Here is an 18379-nt window from a genome sequence, read left to right as displayed (position 1 = left end):
TACGGACAAATGTCTATCGGACATTCCAATCATCCGACGCTGACGTTTTCCCGTCTACGTTCGTGACCTCGATCTTTTGAAAGCTAAAACTGATTTCTTCCAGGACGTTGCCGTTGGGCAGCAACTTTTCGGGAGAAGCCGTGCCCCCGTATTGGTTGATCTTCACGACCGAGGCATTGGTCAGCTTGATGGTTTGAAAGGCTTTCCCTTCACCCGGCCGGGAGAATTCGATCGTCACCGTTTTGAGCGATTCATTGGAAGAGGCGGCCTGCAAAAGCTGTGGGGAAGAAGCGTCCAGGCGTTTGACGATGACGATAGGGGTATGCTGACGCTTGCCGGTGACCATACCGGTCCCCACGTCCATGGGTTGCGATATACCATAGCTAAAGCCAACGCATTCGATCCGCCCCCCTTTGAAGGTCCCCTGCTTATTGCCCTGGATCGTCACATAAGCGATGACGGGGAGTGTCTGTGCCGTTACGACGGTGGTGGCCAGCAACAGCAAAAGAAAACAGTAGATTTTCCGCATATAGATAAGAAATTAGTGACTCATCGTATCAACACCACCGTCCCCTTAAAGATCCGGATCCCGTTGCCCGTATTCAGCCGCAGCACATAGATGTAAGCGCCCTGCTCCAGGCCCGCGCCGTTCCAGTCATTTGCATAACTGGAGGCGAAATACACCTGTTTGCCCCATCTGTTATACACCGTCAGCGAGGACCCCGGATAGTTGTTGATCCCCGCAATGACAAAAAGGTCGTTTACCCCGTCACCGTTAGGTGTAAACGCTTTGGGGATATAGACCACCCCCTTGGGGAAGACTTCCACTTCGAGGGTATCCGTCGTCGAACAACCCGAAGGCAGGGTCATCGTGATCAGGTATTGCTGTGAAGACGCAAGGGTCGCGACCGGGTCTTCGATCTGGGGATTGGAAAGACCGGTGGGCGGTGTCCACAAATAGATGACGTTGCCAAAGTTCCGGGCATCGAGCTGCGTCGCCACACCGGTTTCGGTCGTAACCACCGGCAGGGTTACCCCGTTTGCCGGCGGCGTCACCACCACGACTTTTGCTATGGAATCCTCACGGGTGGCACAGCCCCCCGGTGTAGCCACCAGGGTAACCGTATACGACCCGGCATTGGGATAGGTAAAAGAAGGCGAGGAGAACGTGCTGGTATTGCCTGCATCGTCGTGCCACCACCAGGTCAGCGGAATGGTCCCCCCGGGTTCGGTCGTGGCATTGGTAAAGGACACTGCCTGACCCGTACACACGGGCGAAACGTCAAGAAAGCCCATAATGGGTTGCGGTATCAGGGTCACGACTTCCGCCGGCGCGCTTGAATCCCTGCACCCCTGGGCGGTGATCGCCGTCACCGTAAAAGATCCCGTCTGGTAGGCGTCGTACGTATCCGTCACCGCCCCGTTGACGGGCTGCCCGTTGTCATACCACTGGTAAGACGGGGCGCCGCTTGCCACCAGGGCCACCGAATCCCCCGGGCAAAGAAGGGTCCCCGAGGGCGCCGTTACCGTGGGCGCCTGTAGGGGGTTCACGGTAAACGTAAAGCCGGCAGGCGCGGCCATGACGCATCCCGCGGGGCGTTGCGCCGTGATCTGGATATTCCCCGTACCCGCATTCCCGGCAGTAAAACCCGGAATGGTTCCGGTGCCCGACGCCGCCAGGCCGATCGCCGGATTGCTGTTGGTCCAGTTAAACACGGTTCCGGTGACATCGCCCGTCAACGGTACCGCATTCGTCATCGCCCCGCTGCACACGGTTTGCGCAGCCCCCGCCGGCAAAAGGACGTCCGGGAGCGGATTCACGACGAGGTCTACGTCCTGTGTATTCGGGCATCCCCCCGCCTGCAACGTATACGCATAGACGGCTGTGACCGGGTTCGCCGTCGTGTTTACCAGTGTCTCGTTTACGTTCCCCGCGCCCAGGTTACCCGGGTTCGAGATCCCCGGCACTGCCGCCCTGCTCCAGTTATAGGTCACGCCCGTGGTCGTGCTTTGGGGTGTATATACAAACGGCGTCCCGCTACAAACAGCCGCGGGCGCCAGCGTGGTCGACAGGTCCGGTGACGGCCGTACCGTAAACGTATACGCCGTGGTGGCGCTACAGCCGTTATTCGTTGCTTTCAACGTGACGGTTGACGTCTCGGGGGCAGGCGCGTAGGTCGTCCCGGTAAACGCAGGAACGTTCCCGCTGCCGGTTGCCGCAAGCCCCGTCACGGGGTCCGAATTGGTCCAGGAATAGGTCGCACCGGCCGGGGTGGCGCTCAGCGTATACCCGTTGACGGTAGCACCGCTGCACACGTTCTGCGCCGCATACGCGCCCGTAAACACCGGGGTGGGATTGACCGTCACGACGATGTTGGAGGAAGCCGTGCCGCACCCATACGGCGACGTTTCCGTCACCTTGACCGTCGAGGATACCGGCGCATTGCTGACATTCGCCGCCGCGGTAAAGGCCGGCAAAAAGGCCCCGTTCCCGCTCGCGGGTGCTCCCGTGGCGCCCCCGGTCGTCGTCCAGGCGAAAGACATCCCTTCCTTTGCGTTGCCGAAGCTGTAGGGCTCCGTGCTTTGTCCCGGGCACAACAAAAGCGTGCCGCCGGCGATACCCGGCGAGAACGTCGGGGGCGTGGCGGCCGGGTAAATATTGACCGTCCGGTACGTCCATGAAGCGGTCAGCCCCCCGCCGGGACTGGCCTCCGTTTCTGTGACGAGCCAGGTACCCGGAGTTGTAAACGTGTGCTGCGCTGTCGTCATGTTCAGGCCTTGGTCCGCCCCGCCATCGCTATAATTCCACGTATAGACCTGGTTGGGCGGTACCGTGCTGGTATTGGTAAAGTAAAGGGTAACACCCTGGCAGCCCCGGTCCGTATTGTTCGCGCCCGGTGCCGTCCCGATAAAAAATTCGCTGTTCGGGCCATAGTTATCCCCTGGGGCAAAAAAGCTCTGTGAGGCCGCCTGGGAACACCCCGCTGCATTGGTCACCGTAAGCTGGGAGCCCAACTGGAAATACGGCAACATAAACGTATACTGCGTCTGGTTCGTCGGCGGCGCCTGGTTCTGGGTCACGCCGTTAAAGTCCCACTGGTAGGCCGTTCCCCCCTGGGAGGTATTGGTATAATCGATGGTCCATTCGGTAAAGGCAGGGCTGCCGGTAACGGCCAGCGTAAAGTCCGCAAACGGCAGCGCATTCACCGTCACGTTTCTCGACGCCGACGCCTGGCAACCCGCGCTGCTCGTTGCGACCAGCGTCGCCGTATAGACCCCGGCACCCGTCGTATAAAAATCGCTGGGATTGGTCAGCGTAGACGTGTTCCCGTCCCCAAAGGCCCATTGATAGGTCAATGTACCGCTCCCGATCGACGACGTATTCGTGAATATATACTGCGACCCCGTACAAGGTATCGGATCGCTCACCGTAAACCCCACCGTGGGCGACGGATTGACCACCACCTGTACCGTTTGTGTGTTCGTCACCCCCTGGGAATACAAAGTATACTGATAGGACACTGTAATGGGCAGCGACGTCGTATTGACCAGGGTTTCGTCGATCGCCCCCTCCCCCGTCGCCGCCGGATTCGCAATCCCCGGAACGGCCGCCCGGCTCCACGTATACCCTACCTGCGCACTGCTGCTCGACGGCACATACAAAAACGCGCTCCCGCTACAAACGGGACCCGGGGTAAGGGTGCTGCTGAGTGTGGGGGGCGCCCCGCCCACCGCCGTATGCGGAAGGGCGTAGCCGGACAGAGCCAGGAAAATGTAAGCAAAATGCTTCACCAGGTTAATTTTCGGGGGACCCGGTAAATATATACATATAGACAGACTATTGCAAGCGTAACCTTACGTAGTCCTCCAGCATCCCCTTCCGCTCCAGGTCCACCAGGTGTTCCACCGCCTTGTCCTTCCTGATGCCGCGCCCTACATTGGCGTTGTACACTTTGATCACGCTCCTCAACCCCGCCAGGTTACACGGCACCGGGTCCCTCGTATAGTCGTGCTGCAAAGCATACCGGGTCCAGCCGCTCATAAACACCATCACCAATTCCAGGTTCTTTTTATTATAGGGCATGATCTTGGCATTCAGATCGATGTTGACCGTAGGCGATTGGGTCAGCCATGCGGTCATATATGCTTCCAGCAACTTCCTCCGCTCCGTCTTTTGGCTGACCGGCGTCGTCTCCAGCCAGTCGATGGCTTCGAGGACAAACGTTTCACTTTGTTCAAAGCTCTCCCTCGTGCAGGGGATCGAATCCGGCACGTCAATGTCCTGGGTATACAGGTTCCTGATAAAGGGGCGTGAGGTAAAGAGAGGCAACTGCAGGCGAACAGAGGGCATAGTGGAGGATAATGGTCAACCAAGATAACAATTATCTCCGGATACTCCCTAATTTACATAAACACTCGCCACCGTCGTCCCCGTAATAGACACATTGGTCCACGTAACCGACCCGCTGCTGCTCACCTGCGTGGGCTCGCCGGTGAGCATGTAGGTGCGGCTGACGAGTGGCCCGCTGATCGAAAGGGTCACCGTATACGTGCCGGCGGCGATCTGGCCCATATACGTGTAGCTCGTGGGTGGAAAACCTTCGTCCAGTCCACCGACGATGTTCAGCGTACCCGGCCAATTGATGCCATTGGCGGCGTAAACGTTTACGAGGATTTGTTTGTGCGCAGGTGTCGCGGAAGTCAATAAAAGAACGGCGACCGCGAGGAAGGCGATTTGGTATATCTTTTTCATAGCAGGGTTATTTTGCTCTGTCAAAATAACACTTCTTATTTGCTATACATAGTCAGTTTTACCTTCTCGCCATCGACCTTCAAGACCGTCTCTCCCAGGAAGCGCCTGGTCAACCGGTTAGGAACCCGAAAGCTGGCTTCGAACTGAACCCGACTTTGAATTTCCTCTTTCGACATGCCGTCGCTTTTCATATCCTCCAGCTCTTCCTTCGTATAGATCTCCTCGGACAGCACCTCTTTTTCCTCCGGCAACAGGTCTCCCATATCGTGGTAAATTTCTCCATCGGCGCCGTCTTTCACCCGTATCTTCCGGCCACCGGTGATCAGGGCATAGCCAAAGCCATTGACCGACTCGTTGATGACCAGTGCGGCGATGTCCGAATCCGGAAAGATCGTTGTAAAACGTCTTTCCGTGTCGGTGGTATCCAAGCCAAAAAAGGCATACGGAAGCTTGGGGTGTGCAAAAAGCAGGGACCCGTTGTAAAAACCGGCAAACAGCGTCTTCGCTTTGTTCGCGGCGTATAAGTCCACTTCGGCGGAGGGCTTGTACTCCTGGAGGTCTAGCGCACGAAGGATTTCCGACAGGTCGGTTTGCCGGGGGTTCTTTACGAATACGTAGTATTGATTCCATGCCATGGCATCGATATTAAAAGGTTATTCTGAAACGGACGACGCTATAATGACACCAAAATCCCCATCGGTCTGTTCCCATTGTTGTTCCGGCGCATACCGGCACCCTTGTGCTTTAAAAAAGGCGGCAAAATCATAAAAATTGACGGGCTCCCGGGAGATCGCAAAAAGAAGTTTGTTGCCGGGCAGGATGCCTACCCCGTTCCGGATATTGACATTCGGCGATCCCTGAAGACGTGTCCAGGGGTCAACGACATAGCTGGCGATGGCGGGCGACACCTGCAAGCGGGCCCCCGTCAGCAAGGGGACGACAAGAAGGATCCAGGTCCATCGCGCGCTCATGAGTGTTTCAATGGCGACGCATGCCTGATCCTGGTGAGCGTCTCCCGTGACACCCCCAGGAAGGAGGCCACCATGTGCAGGGGCACCCGTTGGAAGATGTCGGGGTAGGTCTTGATGAAATCCTCGTATTTGGCCTCGGACGTATAGCTGATGTTCATGAGGTTGCGGTGGACGAGCTGGTCCATGACGCCCGCCATGAGGCTGTTGGTATAGGCCTGGAGGGCGGGGATGGTGTCCATGAGCTCGCGCATGTCTTTCCGGGCCCAGAGGAGGAGTTCCGAATCTTCCAGCGCGTCGATGTTGTATTTGGCGGGGGTGCCTTTGTGGTAGCTTTCGTGGTCGGCAATCCAGGTGTTTTCGGCGGCAAAACGAAGGATGTGCTCGGTGCCGTCGTCGGCTAAGAAGAAGGCCCTTAACAGGCCCTTGGTCACAAATACTTTGTGTTGGCCGATCTCCCCTTCCTGGAGCAGCACCTGCCGGCGGCGCAATTTTTTGAAGGTGGCGCGCGCCTCTAATTGCCTGAGTTCGTTGGTCGTCAGGCGACCTTTCATGTGCTTTGCAAAAACGTCGAACATATAGGAAAATTAATAAAAAAAAGCGTAGTAAACCGACGATCCCTGTCGTATAGCGGTGGCGACGGAGGCTGATGCAAATTATGGCTATGTTGTAGCCACATCAACATCCATTCCCATGAAAAAGACGCTGCACTACATGCTGACCGGCGCCACGGGCCTTTTGGGCCGGAACCTCCTGTTCGAGATCATCAAACAACACCTGGACGACCTGACACGGATCAAGATCTTTGTGTTGGGCAGGGCTGGTCTCGCCCAGCGGATCTTCGAGATCATAGGGACGGACGGCATGAACTATTTGTCCCTGGACAAAGGCGAACAAAAGGGCCTTTTGGACGCGCTCGGCGCGGTCATCCATTGTCTCCATTTCGACCTGGAGAGCTATATCGGCGCGGACGAACAGTGGTTGCAGCAACAGGGGGTGGACTTCTTTTTCCATGTGGCCGCGCACACGGACTTCCGCAGTTCGGAAGCTGTGAAAAAGAAGCTTTGGTCGGTCAACGTGGACGGGACGCACAAGGTGCTGGACCTGGCCCGGCGGATACGGGTGGCGCACTTTATTTATACAGGTTCGGCGTATGCCTGCGGTGACACCACCGGCAGGATCGAGCCGGACTATATCAACTTCGACCAGTCTTTCAGAAACCCTTACGAACTGTCAAAGCTGGAGGCGGAGGTTTCGGTGCGGCGGTTTACGCGGCGCCATGGCATCAAAGCGACCTTCTTCAGGCCCTCGACGATCTGCGGCCGTCTGATCGAAAAGGAAATCGGGGCGGTTTCTAAGTTCGATGTGTTTTATGCGTGGATGTTTTTTTTCCTCCGGTGCAAGGAACGGATGTACAAGGAAAACGACCTTGACAAAACCGCCTTTATGCCCTGCCGGGTCGCCTATAACCCCGAGAGCGGTCTGAACATTGTACCGGCCGATTATGCGGCAAAGGCCATGTACCGGCTGACGCTGCACCCAACCGGCACCGATAGTTTCCACCTGGTCAATACGGGCGAAACCAAACACGACTGCTATATTCCCGCGATGACAACCGCCATCGGTATGGAGGGCATGCAACACGTGGCAGAACCGCCCCTGATGGAGCTCAACGAGTTGGAAACGATGTATTACAAAACGGTGGGGGCTATCTTCACGCCTTACATCACGTCGGCGCCCATGGAGTTTGCGGTACCCGGCGCGGGGGAGCCAACTGCCCCTGCGGTCGACGCCGGGAACTTCGATAAACTCCTCGCGTATGCCCTGGATAACCGGCATGGCGTAACAAAAAATTAAACTACATCAAATAGTTTAAATGCTTTATCTTACCGCCTAAACCATTTTTTTCTTTAAAATCAAAATCCACAATGAAAAAGGTTCTGTTTTTCTTCTCCATCCTTATGATGGCATCCGTGATCTCCTTTGCCCAGGTACGCATCGACATCGACGTGATCGTTGGGAACAGGCCCCCGGCCCCTAACGAAAGACAGCTCATGCGCGCCGAAGAAGCCAAGCACCCGAACATCGCCAAGGCCATGCACGACATCGAAAATTCGATGAAGGCCCTGCACGACGCCCCGGATGACTTCGGCGGGAAAAAGGCACAGGCAGAAGCCGACCTGAAGCAGGCGTACATTTCCCTGAGGAAGGCACTGTATTTCCGTCTTTACCAGGACACCCACTAGTCCCGAACGAACGATCTTGCGATAAACTCACTTCAGATGCCCGCCGAAAACGCGGGCATCTTTTTTCCCCCATAAAACACCTCCTTATGACCCTTAAAAAAGAAGACATTCAACAGGAAGTATTCGACCTGTATGATGATTACGCGCACAACCGGATCAACCGGCGCGATTTCATGGAAAAGCTCTCGGTGTATGCGGTGGGGAGCCTCACCGTGCCCACCCTGATGAGCTTTCTGATGCCGGACTACCAAAACACCCTCCAGGTGAAGGCGGACGATCCCCGTCTGCATTCGGTCTACGTGATGTACAATTCCCCCAAGGGCGGCGGCCAGATCAAGGCCCTGTTGTCCAAGCCGGTCGACGCGGGCAAAAAGCTGGGCGGTATCGTCGTCGTCCACGAAAACCGGGGGTTGAACCCCTATATCGAAGACGTCGCCCGGCGGGCGGCGCTGGCGGGGTTTGTGACCATCGCCCCCGACGCGCTGACGCCCCTGGGTGGCTACCCCGGCGATGACGACAAGGGCCGCGAGTTACAGGCCAAACGCGACAGGAATGAAATGCTGGAGGATTTTATCGCCGCCTACGACTACCTGAAGCACCAGCCGGACTGCAACGGCAAGGTGGGCGTCGTGGGTTTTTGCTTTGGCGGATGGATTGCCAACATGATGGCGGTCCGGCTCCCCGACCTGGCGGCCGCCGTACCTTTTTACGGCCCCCAGCCCCCGGCGGACCTCGTCTCCCAGATCAAGGCCCCGCTCCAGCTCCACTACGGCGAGCTGGATACCCGTGTTAATGAAGGCTGGCCCGCTTACGACAGCGCGCTCAAGGCGAACAACATCGCGCATACGGCCTACTTTTACCCGGGAGCGAACCATGGGTTTCACAACGATACCACGCCCCGGTATGATAAGGCCGCGGCGGAGCTGGCGTGGAAGCGGACCGTCGAGTTCTTCCATCAGTACCTAGACTGACGCGGGCTCCTTCGGGTTGGGCGCGCCCTTGCCTGTGGCGATCAGATCGCGCAGGCTTTTGCTGATATACCCCGTCCACGCATTCTGGCAAACCTCGAAGCATTCGTAAGCCGGTACCAGGCCCTCGTGCGTAAAGCGGATAAGGGTCTTGCCGCCCTCATCGGACAGATCAAAGATCACCCGGGTTCCGATCCATTCGCTTTTGTCCTCCACGAAATTAAAGTCGTTGTCCGTGACCAGCCAGACGACCCTTTTGCCGGGTACGAGCTCCGTCAACTCCATGGTGCAGCGGTGGACGTCTTTGTAGTGGTAGTGGAACACGTCCCCTACTTTGTCCGTACGGCCTTCGATCTCTTCCGACCACCAGCCACGCATATTTTGGATGGCCCTGAGGGTTTCGTCCGTACGTTGATCGACGACAATAGATGTGGTAAAGTTCATGGCATTATTCATTTTATGAAGGCAAAATTACTGTCCCTTTCGCGGACCCGTGGGGGGTAAAGCAGACATTCCGACGGGGGGATTTGGACGCCCCCGAATACCTACCTTTGCCAAAACCGGTCGCCATGAAACACCTTACGATCGTCGTCCCCGACGGACAAAACAACATCAGCAGCATTACGGGCTCCTACGAAATATGGAGCAGGGCCAATTTGTTTTGGAAGGAAAAGACAGGGAAAAACCTTTTTAAGATAGAGGTGGCGGGTATGTCGAAGGAAGTGGAATACGAAGACGGTTTGTTTGCCGTACGGCCGCACACCCAGATCACCGCTATCGCAAAGACCGACCTTGTCCTCATCCCCTCGCTCAACCACAACTACCGGACGGCGGTTAAGGGTAACCAGGCGCTGATCGACTGGATCGCCGGCCAATACAAAAATGGAGCAGAGATCGCCAGCGTTTGTACCGGTACTTTCCTATTGGCGTCCGCGGGTTTGCTGGAGGGAAAAACCTGCTCGACCCATTGGAGCGTCGCGGAGCACTTCCGGAGCATGTTCCCGGGGATCGACCTGCAAACGGACAGGCTGATCACGGACGAAAACGGGATCTATACCAACGGTGGCGCGTACTCTTTCCTTAACCTGTTGCTGTACCTGATCGAAAAGAAATACGACCGCCCCACGGCGATCTATTGCGCCAAGGTCTTCCAGATCGAAATGGACCGCCACAGCCAGTCGGCCTTTATCATCTTCAAAGGGCAAAAACAACACGGCGACGAAATGATCCGGGAAGCCCAGGCCCTTATCGAAAACAACGTGCACGAGCGCGTCTCCATCGAGCACCTGTCTTCCCGGTTTGCCATCGGCCGCCGCAATTTCGACCGACGGTTTATCAAGGCCACCGGGAATACGCCCCTGGAATACACCCAAAGGGTCAAGATCGAGGCGGCCAAAAAGGCCTTCGAAACCAGCCGCAAGACCATCAACGAGGTGATGTATGACGTGGGCTATTCGGATGTAAAGGCCTTTCGCGATGTGTTCCGGAAGGTCACCGGGATGTCGCCGCTGGAATACAGGAGCAAGTACAATGCTTCCGGCGCTACACCTACTCCCCTGCCCGCAGGGCGTCCCTGACCTGCCCAGCCAGCGTCGTCGCCCGCTCGTAATCCTCCAGCAGCTCCTTCCGGTTGCTGACCCTCAGCAGGACATTGTTGCGAAACCCGATGTCCTTTGCCAATGCCGCCAGTTGCCGGGGAGGCATCCCGGCGCCCGCCCCGGTGCCCAGCGGGAACGCGTGGAGGAAATAAGGCGCGGAGATGACAATGGTGGCCTGGCGCTCTGCGTCCTGCACTTCCCTGATGTTTTGCACAAGGCTGTAATAGGCAAACAAAAGGTTTTTCAACCGTATGTCCTTTATCAGGTGGAGGTTCCCGGAGCTTTTCAGGTCCGAGAAGGTGGGGTCGCTGGAAATAAAATCCGGCCGCCCCAGCACCATCTGGAGGTTGGTGTCGAGCCGCCCGGGGGAAAGCGGCGCCTTTTCCGGATCGTCCGCGAACGCGAGCAGCTCGTTGCCCCGGTCGATGAGGGCCCGGGTGTTGCCGGTGGTGTATTGCAGCGTTTGAAGATCCGTCGCGATGTCTGTCTGGAGGTTCTTGTTGTAGATGGAGGCCAGCCGTTCTTCCCTGCTGACGTCCCTCCACTCTTCCAGGGCAAGGGTAATAGTGATGCCCAGGATGATCACGAGGACTTCGATCAGGTAAGCCGGCCACATCTCTCCGATCAACGTAAGGACTCTTGACTTCTTTCCGGATTTGATATGCTCTTCCATAAGTCGTAACCAGGACATGATGAATGGGTTTTTACCAGGCAGGCTCCGCCTTCCCCGTCTCGATAAAGCTGCGCAGGCTTTTTTGTATAAAACCCGTCCAGGCGCCGGAACAATCGCCATAGCATTCGAACGCGGGAACGAGGCCCGCATGGGTAAAACGGACTTCGGTCTGGCCGTCCTTTGGCGTGATGTCAAAAGTGATGGTGGTGCCGTTCCATTCGGTTTTGTCTTTAAAGGAATTCAACCGGCTGTCGGTGGTCTGCCAGACGATTTTCCGGCCGGGGATCATTTCTACGAGCTTGTGTTTGCTGTAGTGGAGGTCCCCGTAACGGTAGATGAATTCATCGCCAAGAGCGAAGGTGCCGCCTTCGATCTCACCCGTCCACCAGTCGCGGACGTGGTTGATGGCGTCGTACACCGCATTGGTGTCTTTAGTATTCACCAAGATGGTGGTGGTAAAATTTTTAGCGTCCATATACTTACTAAATTTTTTAGCAATACATTTGTTCTATGGAACTGCCTGTGCTTTTGCTACCCGTGTTTCCCGGCACGATACCCACCGGGTTCCCCTCCCCTGCCGAGGACTATATGGAGGAGCGGATCAACCTCAATGACCTCGTCAGCCACCCGGATTCGACCTTTGTCGTCCGGAGCCAGGGGTACAGTATGATCAATGCTTTTATTCCGCCGAACGCCATGTTGCTGGTGGATAAATCCATCACGCCCAAAAACAACGACATCGTGGTGGCCAGCGTCAACGGCGACTTCACGATTAAGTACCTGAAAGTAAACGACCACAAACAAAAACTGGTGCCGGCGAACAGCAAATATAAAGAAATCGAGATCGTGGAAGGGATGGATTTCCGGATCTGGGGCGTCGTCACGCACGTTATTTCCGACCCCAAAAACCTCAAGGATGTATGCTAGCGTTGGTGGACTGTAATTCGTTTTATTGCTCTTGCGAGCGGGTCTTTGATCCCTCCCTCCATCACCGGCCGGTCGTGGTGTTGTCGAACAACGACGGTTGTGTGATTGCGCGGAGCCAGGAAGCAAAGGATCTGGGGATCGAGATGGGGGCGCCCGGTTTTCAACTGAAAAACCCGGAGGTCGTGGTGTTTAGCTCGAACTATGCGTTGTATGGGGATATGAGCCGGAGGGTCATGGCGACGTTGTCTACGTTTTGCCCGCGCATGGAGGTGTACAGCATAGACGAGGCGTTCCTGGATTTTCATCATTTTCCTTACCATAACCTGGAGCAAACGGGATGCGAGATCCGGCGCAGCGTGCTCCGCAACCAGGGCATCCCCGTGAGCGTCGGTATCGCCCCCACCAAGACCCTTGCAAAGATGGCCAACCGCTACGCCAAAAAGCTTAAAAAGGGCGTCCACGTCGTGACCGGCGACGACGCGCGGATCGCCCTTTTAAAAGCCACCGAGGTCAGCCAGGTCTGGGGGATCGGCCCGCAGCACACCAAGACGCTCACGCGATACCATATCCGCAGCGCGTATGACCTGGCGCAGGTCCCCGAGGAGTGGATGCGCAAGCACCTGACGGTGGTGGGTCAGCGGATGCTGGCGGAGCTCAATGGGCGGCAGGCGATCGCCTGGGAGGGCACAGAGGGGCCGCACGCCGGAGGGACCGCAGCTGCGTCGCGCAAGAAAAACATCTGCACCGCCCGCGGCTTCGGCCGCCCCCTCACCCGCAAGGAAGACATCTCGGAAGCGCTGGCCAGCTACACCGCGAGCGTCGGGGAAAAGCTGCGCCGGCAGCACAGCAGCGCCACCCGGCTCCAGGTGTTTCTCCGGACCAACGCCCACCGGCCGGAGGACCAGCAGTACTACCAGTCCATCACCCTGGAATTGCCGGTGGCGACGAACCACAGCGGGCGCCTGATTGCCCATGCCCTCGGCGCCCTGGACATCCTTTACCGTCCGGGGTATGCGTACAGCAAGTGCGGGGTCGCCGTGCTGGACCTGGTGCCCGATTCCCAGGTCCAGCACAGCCTTTTTGCGGACGCGGAAAGCCCGCGGCATCGGAAGGCCATGCAGGCCATGGACCAGCTCAACCGCGCCCTGGGGAAGGACCTGGTCCGCCTGGGGGCGCAGGGGTTCGACCGGAAGTTCCGGTTGCGCCAGGCCCACCTGTCCCGCCGGTTTACCACCCGGTTGGATGAAATCCTAACCATTCGCCATTAGCCATGCTCAATCCCTTTACAAGACTGGACGCACGGTTGCTGCAACGCCTGCTGGAGACGCACCACTACTGGTTCGTGCGGCAGTCGTACCCGCGGGGGAAGGATCCCTTCCAGGAGGGGTTGAAGGCGGCGCTCCTGCTCACCCATTACGACAACATCAACCAGGCGCAGATCCACTTCCAGGCGATCGCGACCGACCCTTATGCGTTTCTTTACGAGACGCCCAAACCGGAGCACCTCGCCCGGTTGCATACCGCGGCGGGCGGTGTCCGGGGCTACCCGGTCTTTGTGCCGATCCTTCGGGTGCCCTGGGACCCGGGCCCCGGCGTCGAACACCAGATCCGGCGGTATGTCTCGCAAAAACTGACCTGGGATCCCCGCCGCGGGGACGAAATCCGGAGCAACCTTTTCGTCCAGTTCGGGGAGATTTTTATTACCTTACGCTACCACGCGCATGAGATAAAAATTCCTTTTGCGGACATCGAAAGAATGTAGCCATGTGTTACGATATCTCCTTCACCTCCACCATAGAAACCCTGCAGGACTATTTCCCCGACCTCGTGTATGACGAACAGCTGGAACTGGATTACGACAGCATGGTCCACGCCATGGGGAACTTTGTCTACCCTGATTGGCCGATCATCTATGTCCCGAAGGACGAGACCCGGCCGCACCTCCGGCGCATGAGCTGGGCCGTGATCGAATATTATGCGGGCAAAAAGCTGGAGAAAAACCCGGACGTCAAGGCGTTTTACAAGGACCTTTCCAAACGGCGGAACAACTTCCTGAACGCACGGAGCGAGCGGATCCTGGACGACAAGAAGTCGTATTGGTACCAGATCCGGAACCGGCGCTGTCTGATCCCCGTCACCGGGATCTACGAACACCGCAAGATCACGGGCTGGCCAAACATGGTCCCCTACCTTATCTGGCCGAAAACGCAAAAAACATTCTTCCTGCCCGGTTTGTATTCGGTGGCCCGGCTCCCGGACCCCGACACGGGCGAGGTCGTGGACGTCTGGACCTTTACGCTGATCACCCGCAAGGCCAACGATGGGATGGAGAACATCCACAACCACGGGGACAACAAATACCGGATGCCGCTGTTTCTGCCTTTCGACAAGTCGAAGCGCTGGCTGGACGCCGACCTGACAGAAGAAGAATACCGGGCCATCCTCGATACGGAGATACCCTTCAGCGACCTCGACTACCGGACGGTCTTTACCATCCGCGGCCGGAAACCGCGACCCGACGGGCTGCGCAAAGACGCCGCGTGGGCCTGGGGGGAACCTCCCCTGGGGGAAGGGAACCCGGTGGAAGACGACTAAGCCGGTCTCAGCGGCAACACGACGGTCACCGTCGTCCCCTTGCCGTACGCGCTTTCAATGGCGATGTCGCCCCCGAGCTGACCGATAAAATCCCGGATAAAACGATACCCCAGAAAGTGGCCGCCGCTGGAGCTGATCTTGGGCGCCGCGTCGCCGGACACCAGCTCCGTGTCTCCGGACACCAGCGCCGTCAGCACCTCCGGTGACATGCCCTTCCCCGTGTCGGCGACCCGGATGCGCACATCGGTCCCGGACACGGACGCGTGTACGCGGACGCTCCCCCTGGCCGTATACTTAACAGCATTGTCCACGATGTTCCGGAGCACGATGGCGAGCAGGTGGGGGTCGGTCCACAGCGTCAGCGTGGGATCGATGTCCTGTCCAAGGACGATCCCTTTCTGTACAGCGGCCGCCTGGTGGAAATCCAGGATCTGTGCCACAAAGGGCTGGAGCGTGACGCGCTCCAGCATGAGCGAAAAACCCGTTTGCTGGCTGTGGTACCATACCAGGAAGTCCGAGGTAAACTGGACCACGTTCCGGCTGGAGGTCTGGAGCTCCCCGAGGATATAAGTCAGGTCGCCACCCCCCGCGCGCTGGTATTGACGGTAGAGCGTTTTAATCAGCAGGTCCTGGGCGTGGAGGGGCGACCGCAGGTCGTGCATGATAACAGAGATCAGGTTGTTTTTGATCAGCGTGCTCCGTTCCAGGTCAAAGGTCCGCTCGGCGACCTTGCGTTGCAACCGGAGGTTTTGCAACCGCCAGAACCGGTACCGCATGTACAGGATGACGATAAAAAGGACCACGAGCACCACCACCCAGACCAGGGGCTCGTCATACCAGTGCGGCAAGACGCGGAACACCACGTGGACCTTGTCAAACCGGTACCCGTTCCACTTCCGGATGGAAAGGGTGTACGCCCCGTAGGGGAGCTTGTTGATGACGATCGAACCGTCGCTGCTCACCGGGAACCAGGTATCCCCCACCAGGCGGTACTCCTCGTGCAGGTTTTCCGGCGCCCCATAAAACGGGGTCGACACCTGCACGACGATCCGGTTGAAGTCGGCGCCGATCTTATTATTTTTCCTACAATCCAGTGCCACCGAATCCACCGTCATGCCGTCGACGAGCAAAGGCCCTCCGGCCATTTCCGCGCGGCAGCTGTCCGGGGTAAACCCCACGATCCCGTTCATCGACGGGAAAAAGGCGTGACCGGCGCCGTCCTCTACCACCGCGGGCTGACAGCCGCCGTTGAATTCGTTGGTCCGGAAGCCGCACGACTTGTCGAAATAATACATCAGCGGCCGGTAACCCACCCCACAGGCGGCGCTGTCCAATTCCGCCTTCCGGATCCGGAAAAGACCGTGGTTCGTGCTGATCCAGAAATACCCCTCGTGGTCTTCCAGGAAAGCATGGGCCGCCTCCAGGTAGTGCTCCGGGTCCAGCGGAAGGGCGCGGAAAAGCCCTTTCCAGTATTTATAATACCCCTGCCCATACGTACCGACCCACAGGCTCCCGTCCCGCGCCTTATAGATACAACGGGCGTCGACCTTAGGCAGGACGTTTTCCAGGGTGCCCGCTTCCTTGTCGAATGCATAAAGACCATTGGTCGTGCCGATCCATAGTACCGTCGGCGATATGTCCGCGATGATCTCGATATGATGCGCTTCAAATGCGCGCTTCAGCACAAAACGCAACCCGTTTTGGCCCATGACCAGCAGGCTGTGCCGGGTCGCTATCCACGAACCGGTCATGGACACCACGCAGTCGTCCAGCTTCATCGTATCCGGCTCGGTTTCCCGGCGGGTATGCAGGTCATAGCGGTACAAGTGTTTGCCCCTGGTATACCAGAGCGCGCCGTCCGGCGACTTGTAAAAGCAACTCCAGTTTGGCAAATCCGGTGCCGTGGACGGACGGCTTTCCCCAGGCCCCAGGATCCCCCTGCTGGTAAAAAATCCCCGGCCCGGCAGCCATTGAAAGGCTTCAAAGATGTTGTTGTTCGCGTCGGAGGTGGTGAACGCATAGGTATGGAACTGGTGCCGGGTGACGACCCAAAGACCGGCGTTCAACGTCCCGATAAAAAGCCTTTCCTCGGTGCTGTCGTACTGGAGCGTATACTCCGCCATGTTTTGCAGGAAAGAAAGGTTCCGGAATAAGCGCTTTGCAGTCAACCGGCCTCCCGCGATCCGCAAATCGTATATATCGTTGTTGCGCCTGACGATGGAGCGGCCGCCTTTAATGTTGATAAAAAAGCGGGCATCGGGCCAGTCTTCGGTCCCGCGGAAAACGGCTTTGGCCAAGGAGTCCGCGGTGAGCGGGACCGGCCGGCCATTTTGAAAACCATTGGCGGCCCCGTCCGGCCGCACCAGTACGAACAGGTCCCCGATCACGCATGCGCGGGCGTTTGCAACTGCCGGCAATAACGTTATGGCGCCGGTCTGATTATTGAGGTAAAAATAATCGTGCCCCTGCGCCACCACCGCCTCGTGTTCGTTGATGATCCATTTTGGATGACCGCGCGCCAAAGAGACGGGCATCCCGGCGAAATCAAAAACACCGGTGGAATGGTCGTTCACCACCGTTCTTTTCAGCCGAGCCCCCGTGGTATCTTTCCGGATGACATAGTCCCGCGTCACTTCGTAAAGGACCGAATCCCCAAACGTCGATGGAATAAGGATCCGGTGGTCCTTTGTTTCAAAAAGAACGGTGACCCGGTTGCTTTTCAACACCGGCGTATTCGACGTATTGTACACCCGGAAATGCTGCCCGTCAAAACGCGCCAGACCGTACTGGGTGGCAATCCACAGGTACCGGTTCCTGTCCAGCAACAAGTCGTTGACGCTGTTCTCGGGCAAGCCGTTTTCGCTGTTGTACTGAACGACGTTGTAATCCAGGTCCTGCCCGCGGGCTTCCTGGAGACACAATAAAATGATAAGGCTCAGCGCCCATTTCGGCATACGGATATTTACCTCAATACTTTAAAAGCATGCACCCAGTCGTTCTTCAGGAATCCCGGGATGCACCACAACATACACAAGGGTTCGATGGCGCGGGCCGCCGCCGCGACCCCCATGTCCTCGGTCTCCCAGCCAAAACGGGTGACGATGTCCGCCACCGTTTGCCTCGCCGCCGGATCGTTGCCACAGATAAACATGGAGGGCGGCCCCCCGGCAAACGCCGGTCTGTACATCGAATAGTTCCCGACACTGTTAAAGGCTTTCACCAGGCGGGCCTCCGGCAACAACCGCTGCGTCCGTTCCATCAACGAATCGTCCAGGGTCGTAATAAATTTCAGGACCCCGTCCACCGGTGCTTCCGGCGCAGTGGGATTGGTCACGTCGATGACGACTTTGCCTTTGAAGTTCGGCGCACCCGCCAGCGCCACCACCTGTTCCACCGCCCACCCGGGACAGGCCAGCACCAGCAGATCTCCGAAGGCCGCCGTCTCTGCAAAAGTCCCGGTCAACCCGCCGGGATGCGCCTCCCTCCATTCAACGAGTTCTTCCTTCTCCGTATTGCGGGAACCGAGCATGACCTCGAACCCTTCCGCCAGAAAACCACGGCCAAGGGCTTGCCCCACTTCGGCCGATCCCAGGATTCCTACTTTCATAGATATAGCGTTTTGGCATTAAAAATAGAGCTAAATTGGCCCGT

At 57.6% G+C, this 18379-nt stretch carries 20 protein-coding genes; 8 read left to right on the top strand and 12 right to left on the bottom strand.

Going from position 1 to position 18379, the window contains the following annotated elements; genetic code table 11:
• Positions 1 to 13: 13 nt before the first annotated feature.
• From tssD to EDB95_RS15525, 7 genes are read right to left on the bottom strand one after another with little or no spacing between them, the layout of a single operon-like run.
• Positions 14 to 529 carry a type VI secretion system tube protein TssD gene (gene tssD, locus EDB95_RS15555; RefSeq protein ID WP_133994724.1) on the bottom strand — a complete coding sequence of 172 codons (516 nt, stop codon included), beginning with the start codon at positions 527 to 529 and terminating at the stop codon, positions 14 to 16.
• A gap of 20 nt (positions 530 to 549) precedes the next feature.
• Positions 550 to 3792, bottom strand: coding sequence for a PKD domain-containing protein (locus tag EDB95_RS15550; protein ID WP_133994723.1), 3243 nt, complete (start codon positions 3790 to 3792; stop codon positions 550 to 552).
• A gap of 46 nt (positions 3793 to 3838) precedes the next feature.
• Positions 3839 to 4351 carry a hypothetical protein gene (locus EDB95_RS15545; protein ID WP_133994722.1) on the bottom strand — a complete coding sequence of 171 codons (513 nt, stop codon included), beginning with the start codon at positions 4349 to 4351 and terminating at the stop codon, positions 3839 to 3841.
• 48 nt (positions 4352 to 4399) lie between these two features.
• Positions 4400 to 4753, bottom strand: a complete 354-nt coding sequence (locus EDB95_RS15540) for a hypothetical protein (protein ID WP_133994721.1) — start codon at positions 4751 to 4753, stop codon at positions 4400 to 4402.
• Positions 4754 to 4788: 35 nt separating this feature from the next.
• On the bottom strand, positions 4789 to 5388 hold the full coding sequence (locus tag EDB95_RS15535) for a hypothetical protein (protein ID WP_133994720.1): 600 nt from the start codon (positions 5386 to 5388) through the stop codon (positions 4789 to 4791).
• 18 nt (positions 5389 to 5406) lie between these two features.
• Positions 5407 to 5724, bottom strand: coding sequence for a hypothetical protein (locus EDB95_RS15530; protein WP_133994719.1), 318 nt, complete (start codon positions 5722 to 5724; stop codon positions 5407 to 5409).
• Complete coding sequence (locus tag EDB95_RS15525) at positions 5721 to 6299, bottom strand: Crp/Fnr family transcriptional regulator (RefSeq protein WP_133994718.1); 579 nt, start codon at positions 6297 to 6299, stop codon at positions 5721 to 5723. The genes EDB95_RS15530 and EDB95_RS15525 overlap by 4 nt, the downstream gene beginning before the upstream one ends.
• A gap of 115 nt (positions 6300 to 6414) precedes the next feature.
• Between EDB95_RS15525 and EDB95_RS15520 the strand changes: the two genes are divergently transcribed.
• The 3 genes from EDB95_RS15520 to EDB95_RS15510 all read left to right on the top strand — a co-directional run bounded on the left by EDB95_RS15520 (position 6415) and on the right by EDB95_RS15510 (position 8938).
• Entirely contained in the window at positions 6415 to 7578 is a 1164-nt protein-coding gene (locus EDB95_RS15520; protein ID WP_133994717.1) for an SDR family oxidoreductase, read from the top strand.
• A 71-nt stretch (positions 7579 to 7649) separates the two neighbouring features.
• Positions 7650 to 7967: a hypothetical protein gene (locus EDB95_RS15515; protein ID WP_133994716.1), complete on the top strand. Its 318-nt coding sequence runs from the start codon at positions 7650 to 7652 to the stop codon at positions 7965 to 7967.
• A gap of 86 nt (positions 7968 to 8053) precedes the next feature.
• On the top strand, positions 8054 to 8938 hold the full coding sequence (locus EDB95_RS15510) for a dienelactone hydrolase family protein (protein WP_133994715.1): 885 nt from the start codon (positions 8054 to 8056) through the stop codon (positions 8936 to 8938).
• Here the strand turns inward: EDB95_RS15510 and EDB95_RS15505 are convergent.
• Positions 8930 to 9379: an SRPBCC family protein gene (locus EDB95_RS15505; protein WP_211352107.1), complete on the bottom strand. Its 450-nt coding sequence runs from the start codon at positions 9377 to 9379 to the stop codon at positions 8930 to 8932. The two genes, EDB95_RS15510 and EDB95_RS15505, sit on opposite strands and share 9 nt — an antisense overlap.
• Positions 9380 to 9504: 125 nt before the next feature.
• On the opposite strand from EDB95_RS15505, the gene EDB95_RS15500 reads away from it, so the two are divergent.
• The gene (locus EDB95_RS15500) at positions 9505 to 10512 is read left to right on the top strand and encodes a GlxA family transcriptional regulator (RefSeq protein WP_133994713.1); all 1008 of its coding nucleotides are present in this window, start codon (positions 9505 to 9507) and stop codon (positions 10510 to 10512) included.
• Here the strand turns inward: EDB95_RS15500 and EDB95_RS15495 are convergent.
• Together EDB95_RS15495 and EDB95_RS15490 are read right to left on the bottom strand one after the other, a co-directional pair.
• Positions 10484 to 11224 (bottom strand): hypothetical protein, encoded by a 741-nt coding sequence (locus EDB95_RS15495; RefSeq protein WP_133994712.1) that lies wholly within the window; start codon positions 11222 to 11224, stop codon positions 10484 to 10486. The genes EDB95_RS15500 and EDB95_RS15495 overlap by 29 nt on opposite strands.
• A 13-nt stretch (positions 11225 to 11237) precedes the next feature.
• On the bottom strand, positions 11238 to 11681 hold the full coding sequence (locus EDB95_RS15490) for an SRPBCC family protein (protein WP_133994711.1): 444 nt from the start codon (positions 11679 to 11681) through the stop codon (positions 11238 to 11240).
• A gap of 35 nt (positions 11682 to 11716) precedes the next feature.
• On the opposite strand from EDB95_RS15490, the gene EDB95_RS15485 reads away from it, so the two are divergent.
• Genes EDB95_RS15485 through EDB95_RS15470 form a run of 4 tightly spaced genes read left to right on the top strand, consistent with a single transcriptional unit; the run spans position 11717 to position 14728 of the window.
• Positions 11717 to 12133 (top strand): LexA family protein, encoded by a 417-nt coding sequence (locus tag EDB95_RS15485; RefSeq protein ID WP_133994710.1) that lies wholly within the window; start codon positions 11717 to 11719, stop codon positions 12131 to 12133.
• A complete protein-coding gene (locus EDB95_RS15480) occupies positions 12127 to 13401 on the top strand; it encodes a Y-family DNA polymerase (protein WP_133994709.1) in 1275 nt (424 codons plus the stop codon). The genes EDB95_RS15485 and EDB95_RS15480 overlap by 7 nt, the downstream gene beginning before the upstream one ends.
• A 2-nt stretch (positions 13402 to 13403) precedes the next feature.
• Entirely contained in the window at positions 13404 to 13895 is a 492-nt protein-coding gene (locus EDB95_RS15475) for a hypothetical protein (protein ID WP_133994708.1), read from the top strand.
• 2 nt (positions 13896 to 13897) lie between these two features.
• A complete protein-coding gene (locus EDB95_RS15470; protein WP_133994707.1) occupies positions 13898 to 14728 on the top strand; it encodes an SOS response-associated peptidase in 831 nt (276 codons plus the stop codon).
• On the opposite strand, the gene EDB95_RS15465 is transcribed toward EDB95_RS15470, so the two are convergent.
• Entirely contained in the window at positions 14725 to 17682 is a 2958-nt protein-coding gene (locus EDB95_RS15465; RefSeq protein WP_133994706.1) for a sensor histidine kinase, read from the bottom strand. The genes EDB95_RS15470 and EDB95_RS15465 overlap by 4 nt on opposite strands.
• Before the next feature lie 8 nt (positions 17683 to 17690).
• Positions 17691 to 18335, bottom strand: a complete 645-nt coding sequence (locus EDB95_RS15460; RefSeq protein ID WP_133994705.1) for an NADPH-dependent F420 reductase — start codon at positions 18333 to 18335, stop codon at positions 17691 to 17693.
• Between the last annotated feature and the right edge of the window lie 44 nt (positions 18336 to 18379).

The organism is Dinghuibacter silviterrae, from assembly GCF_004366355.1.
GTDB classification, from domain to species: domain Bacteria; phylum Bacteroidota; class Bacteroidia; order Chitinophagales; family Chitinophagaceae; genus Dinghuibacter; species Dinghuibacter silviterrae.
The sequence above is the reverse complement of the archived record's forward strand: the minus strand, read 5'-3'. Positions and strand labels throughout refer to the sequence as shown.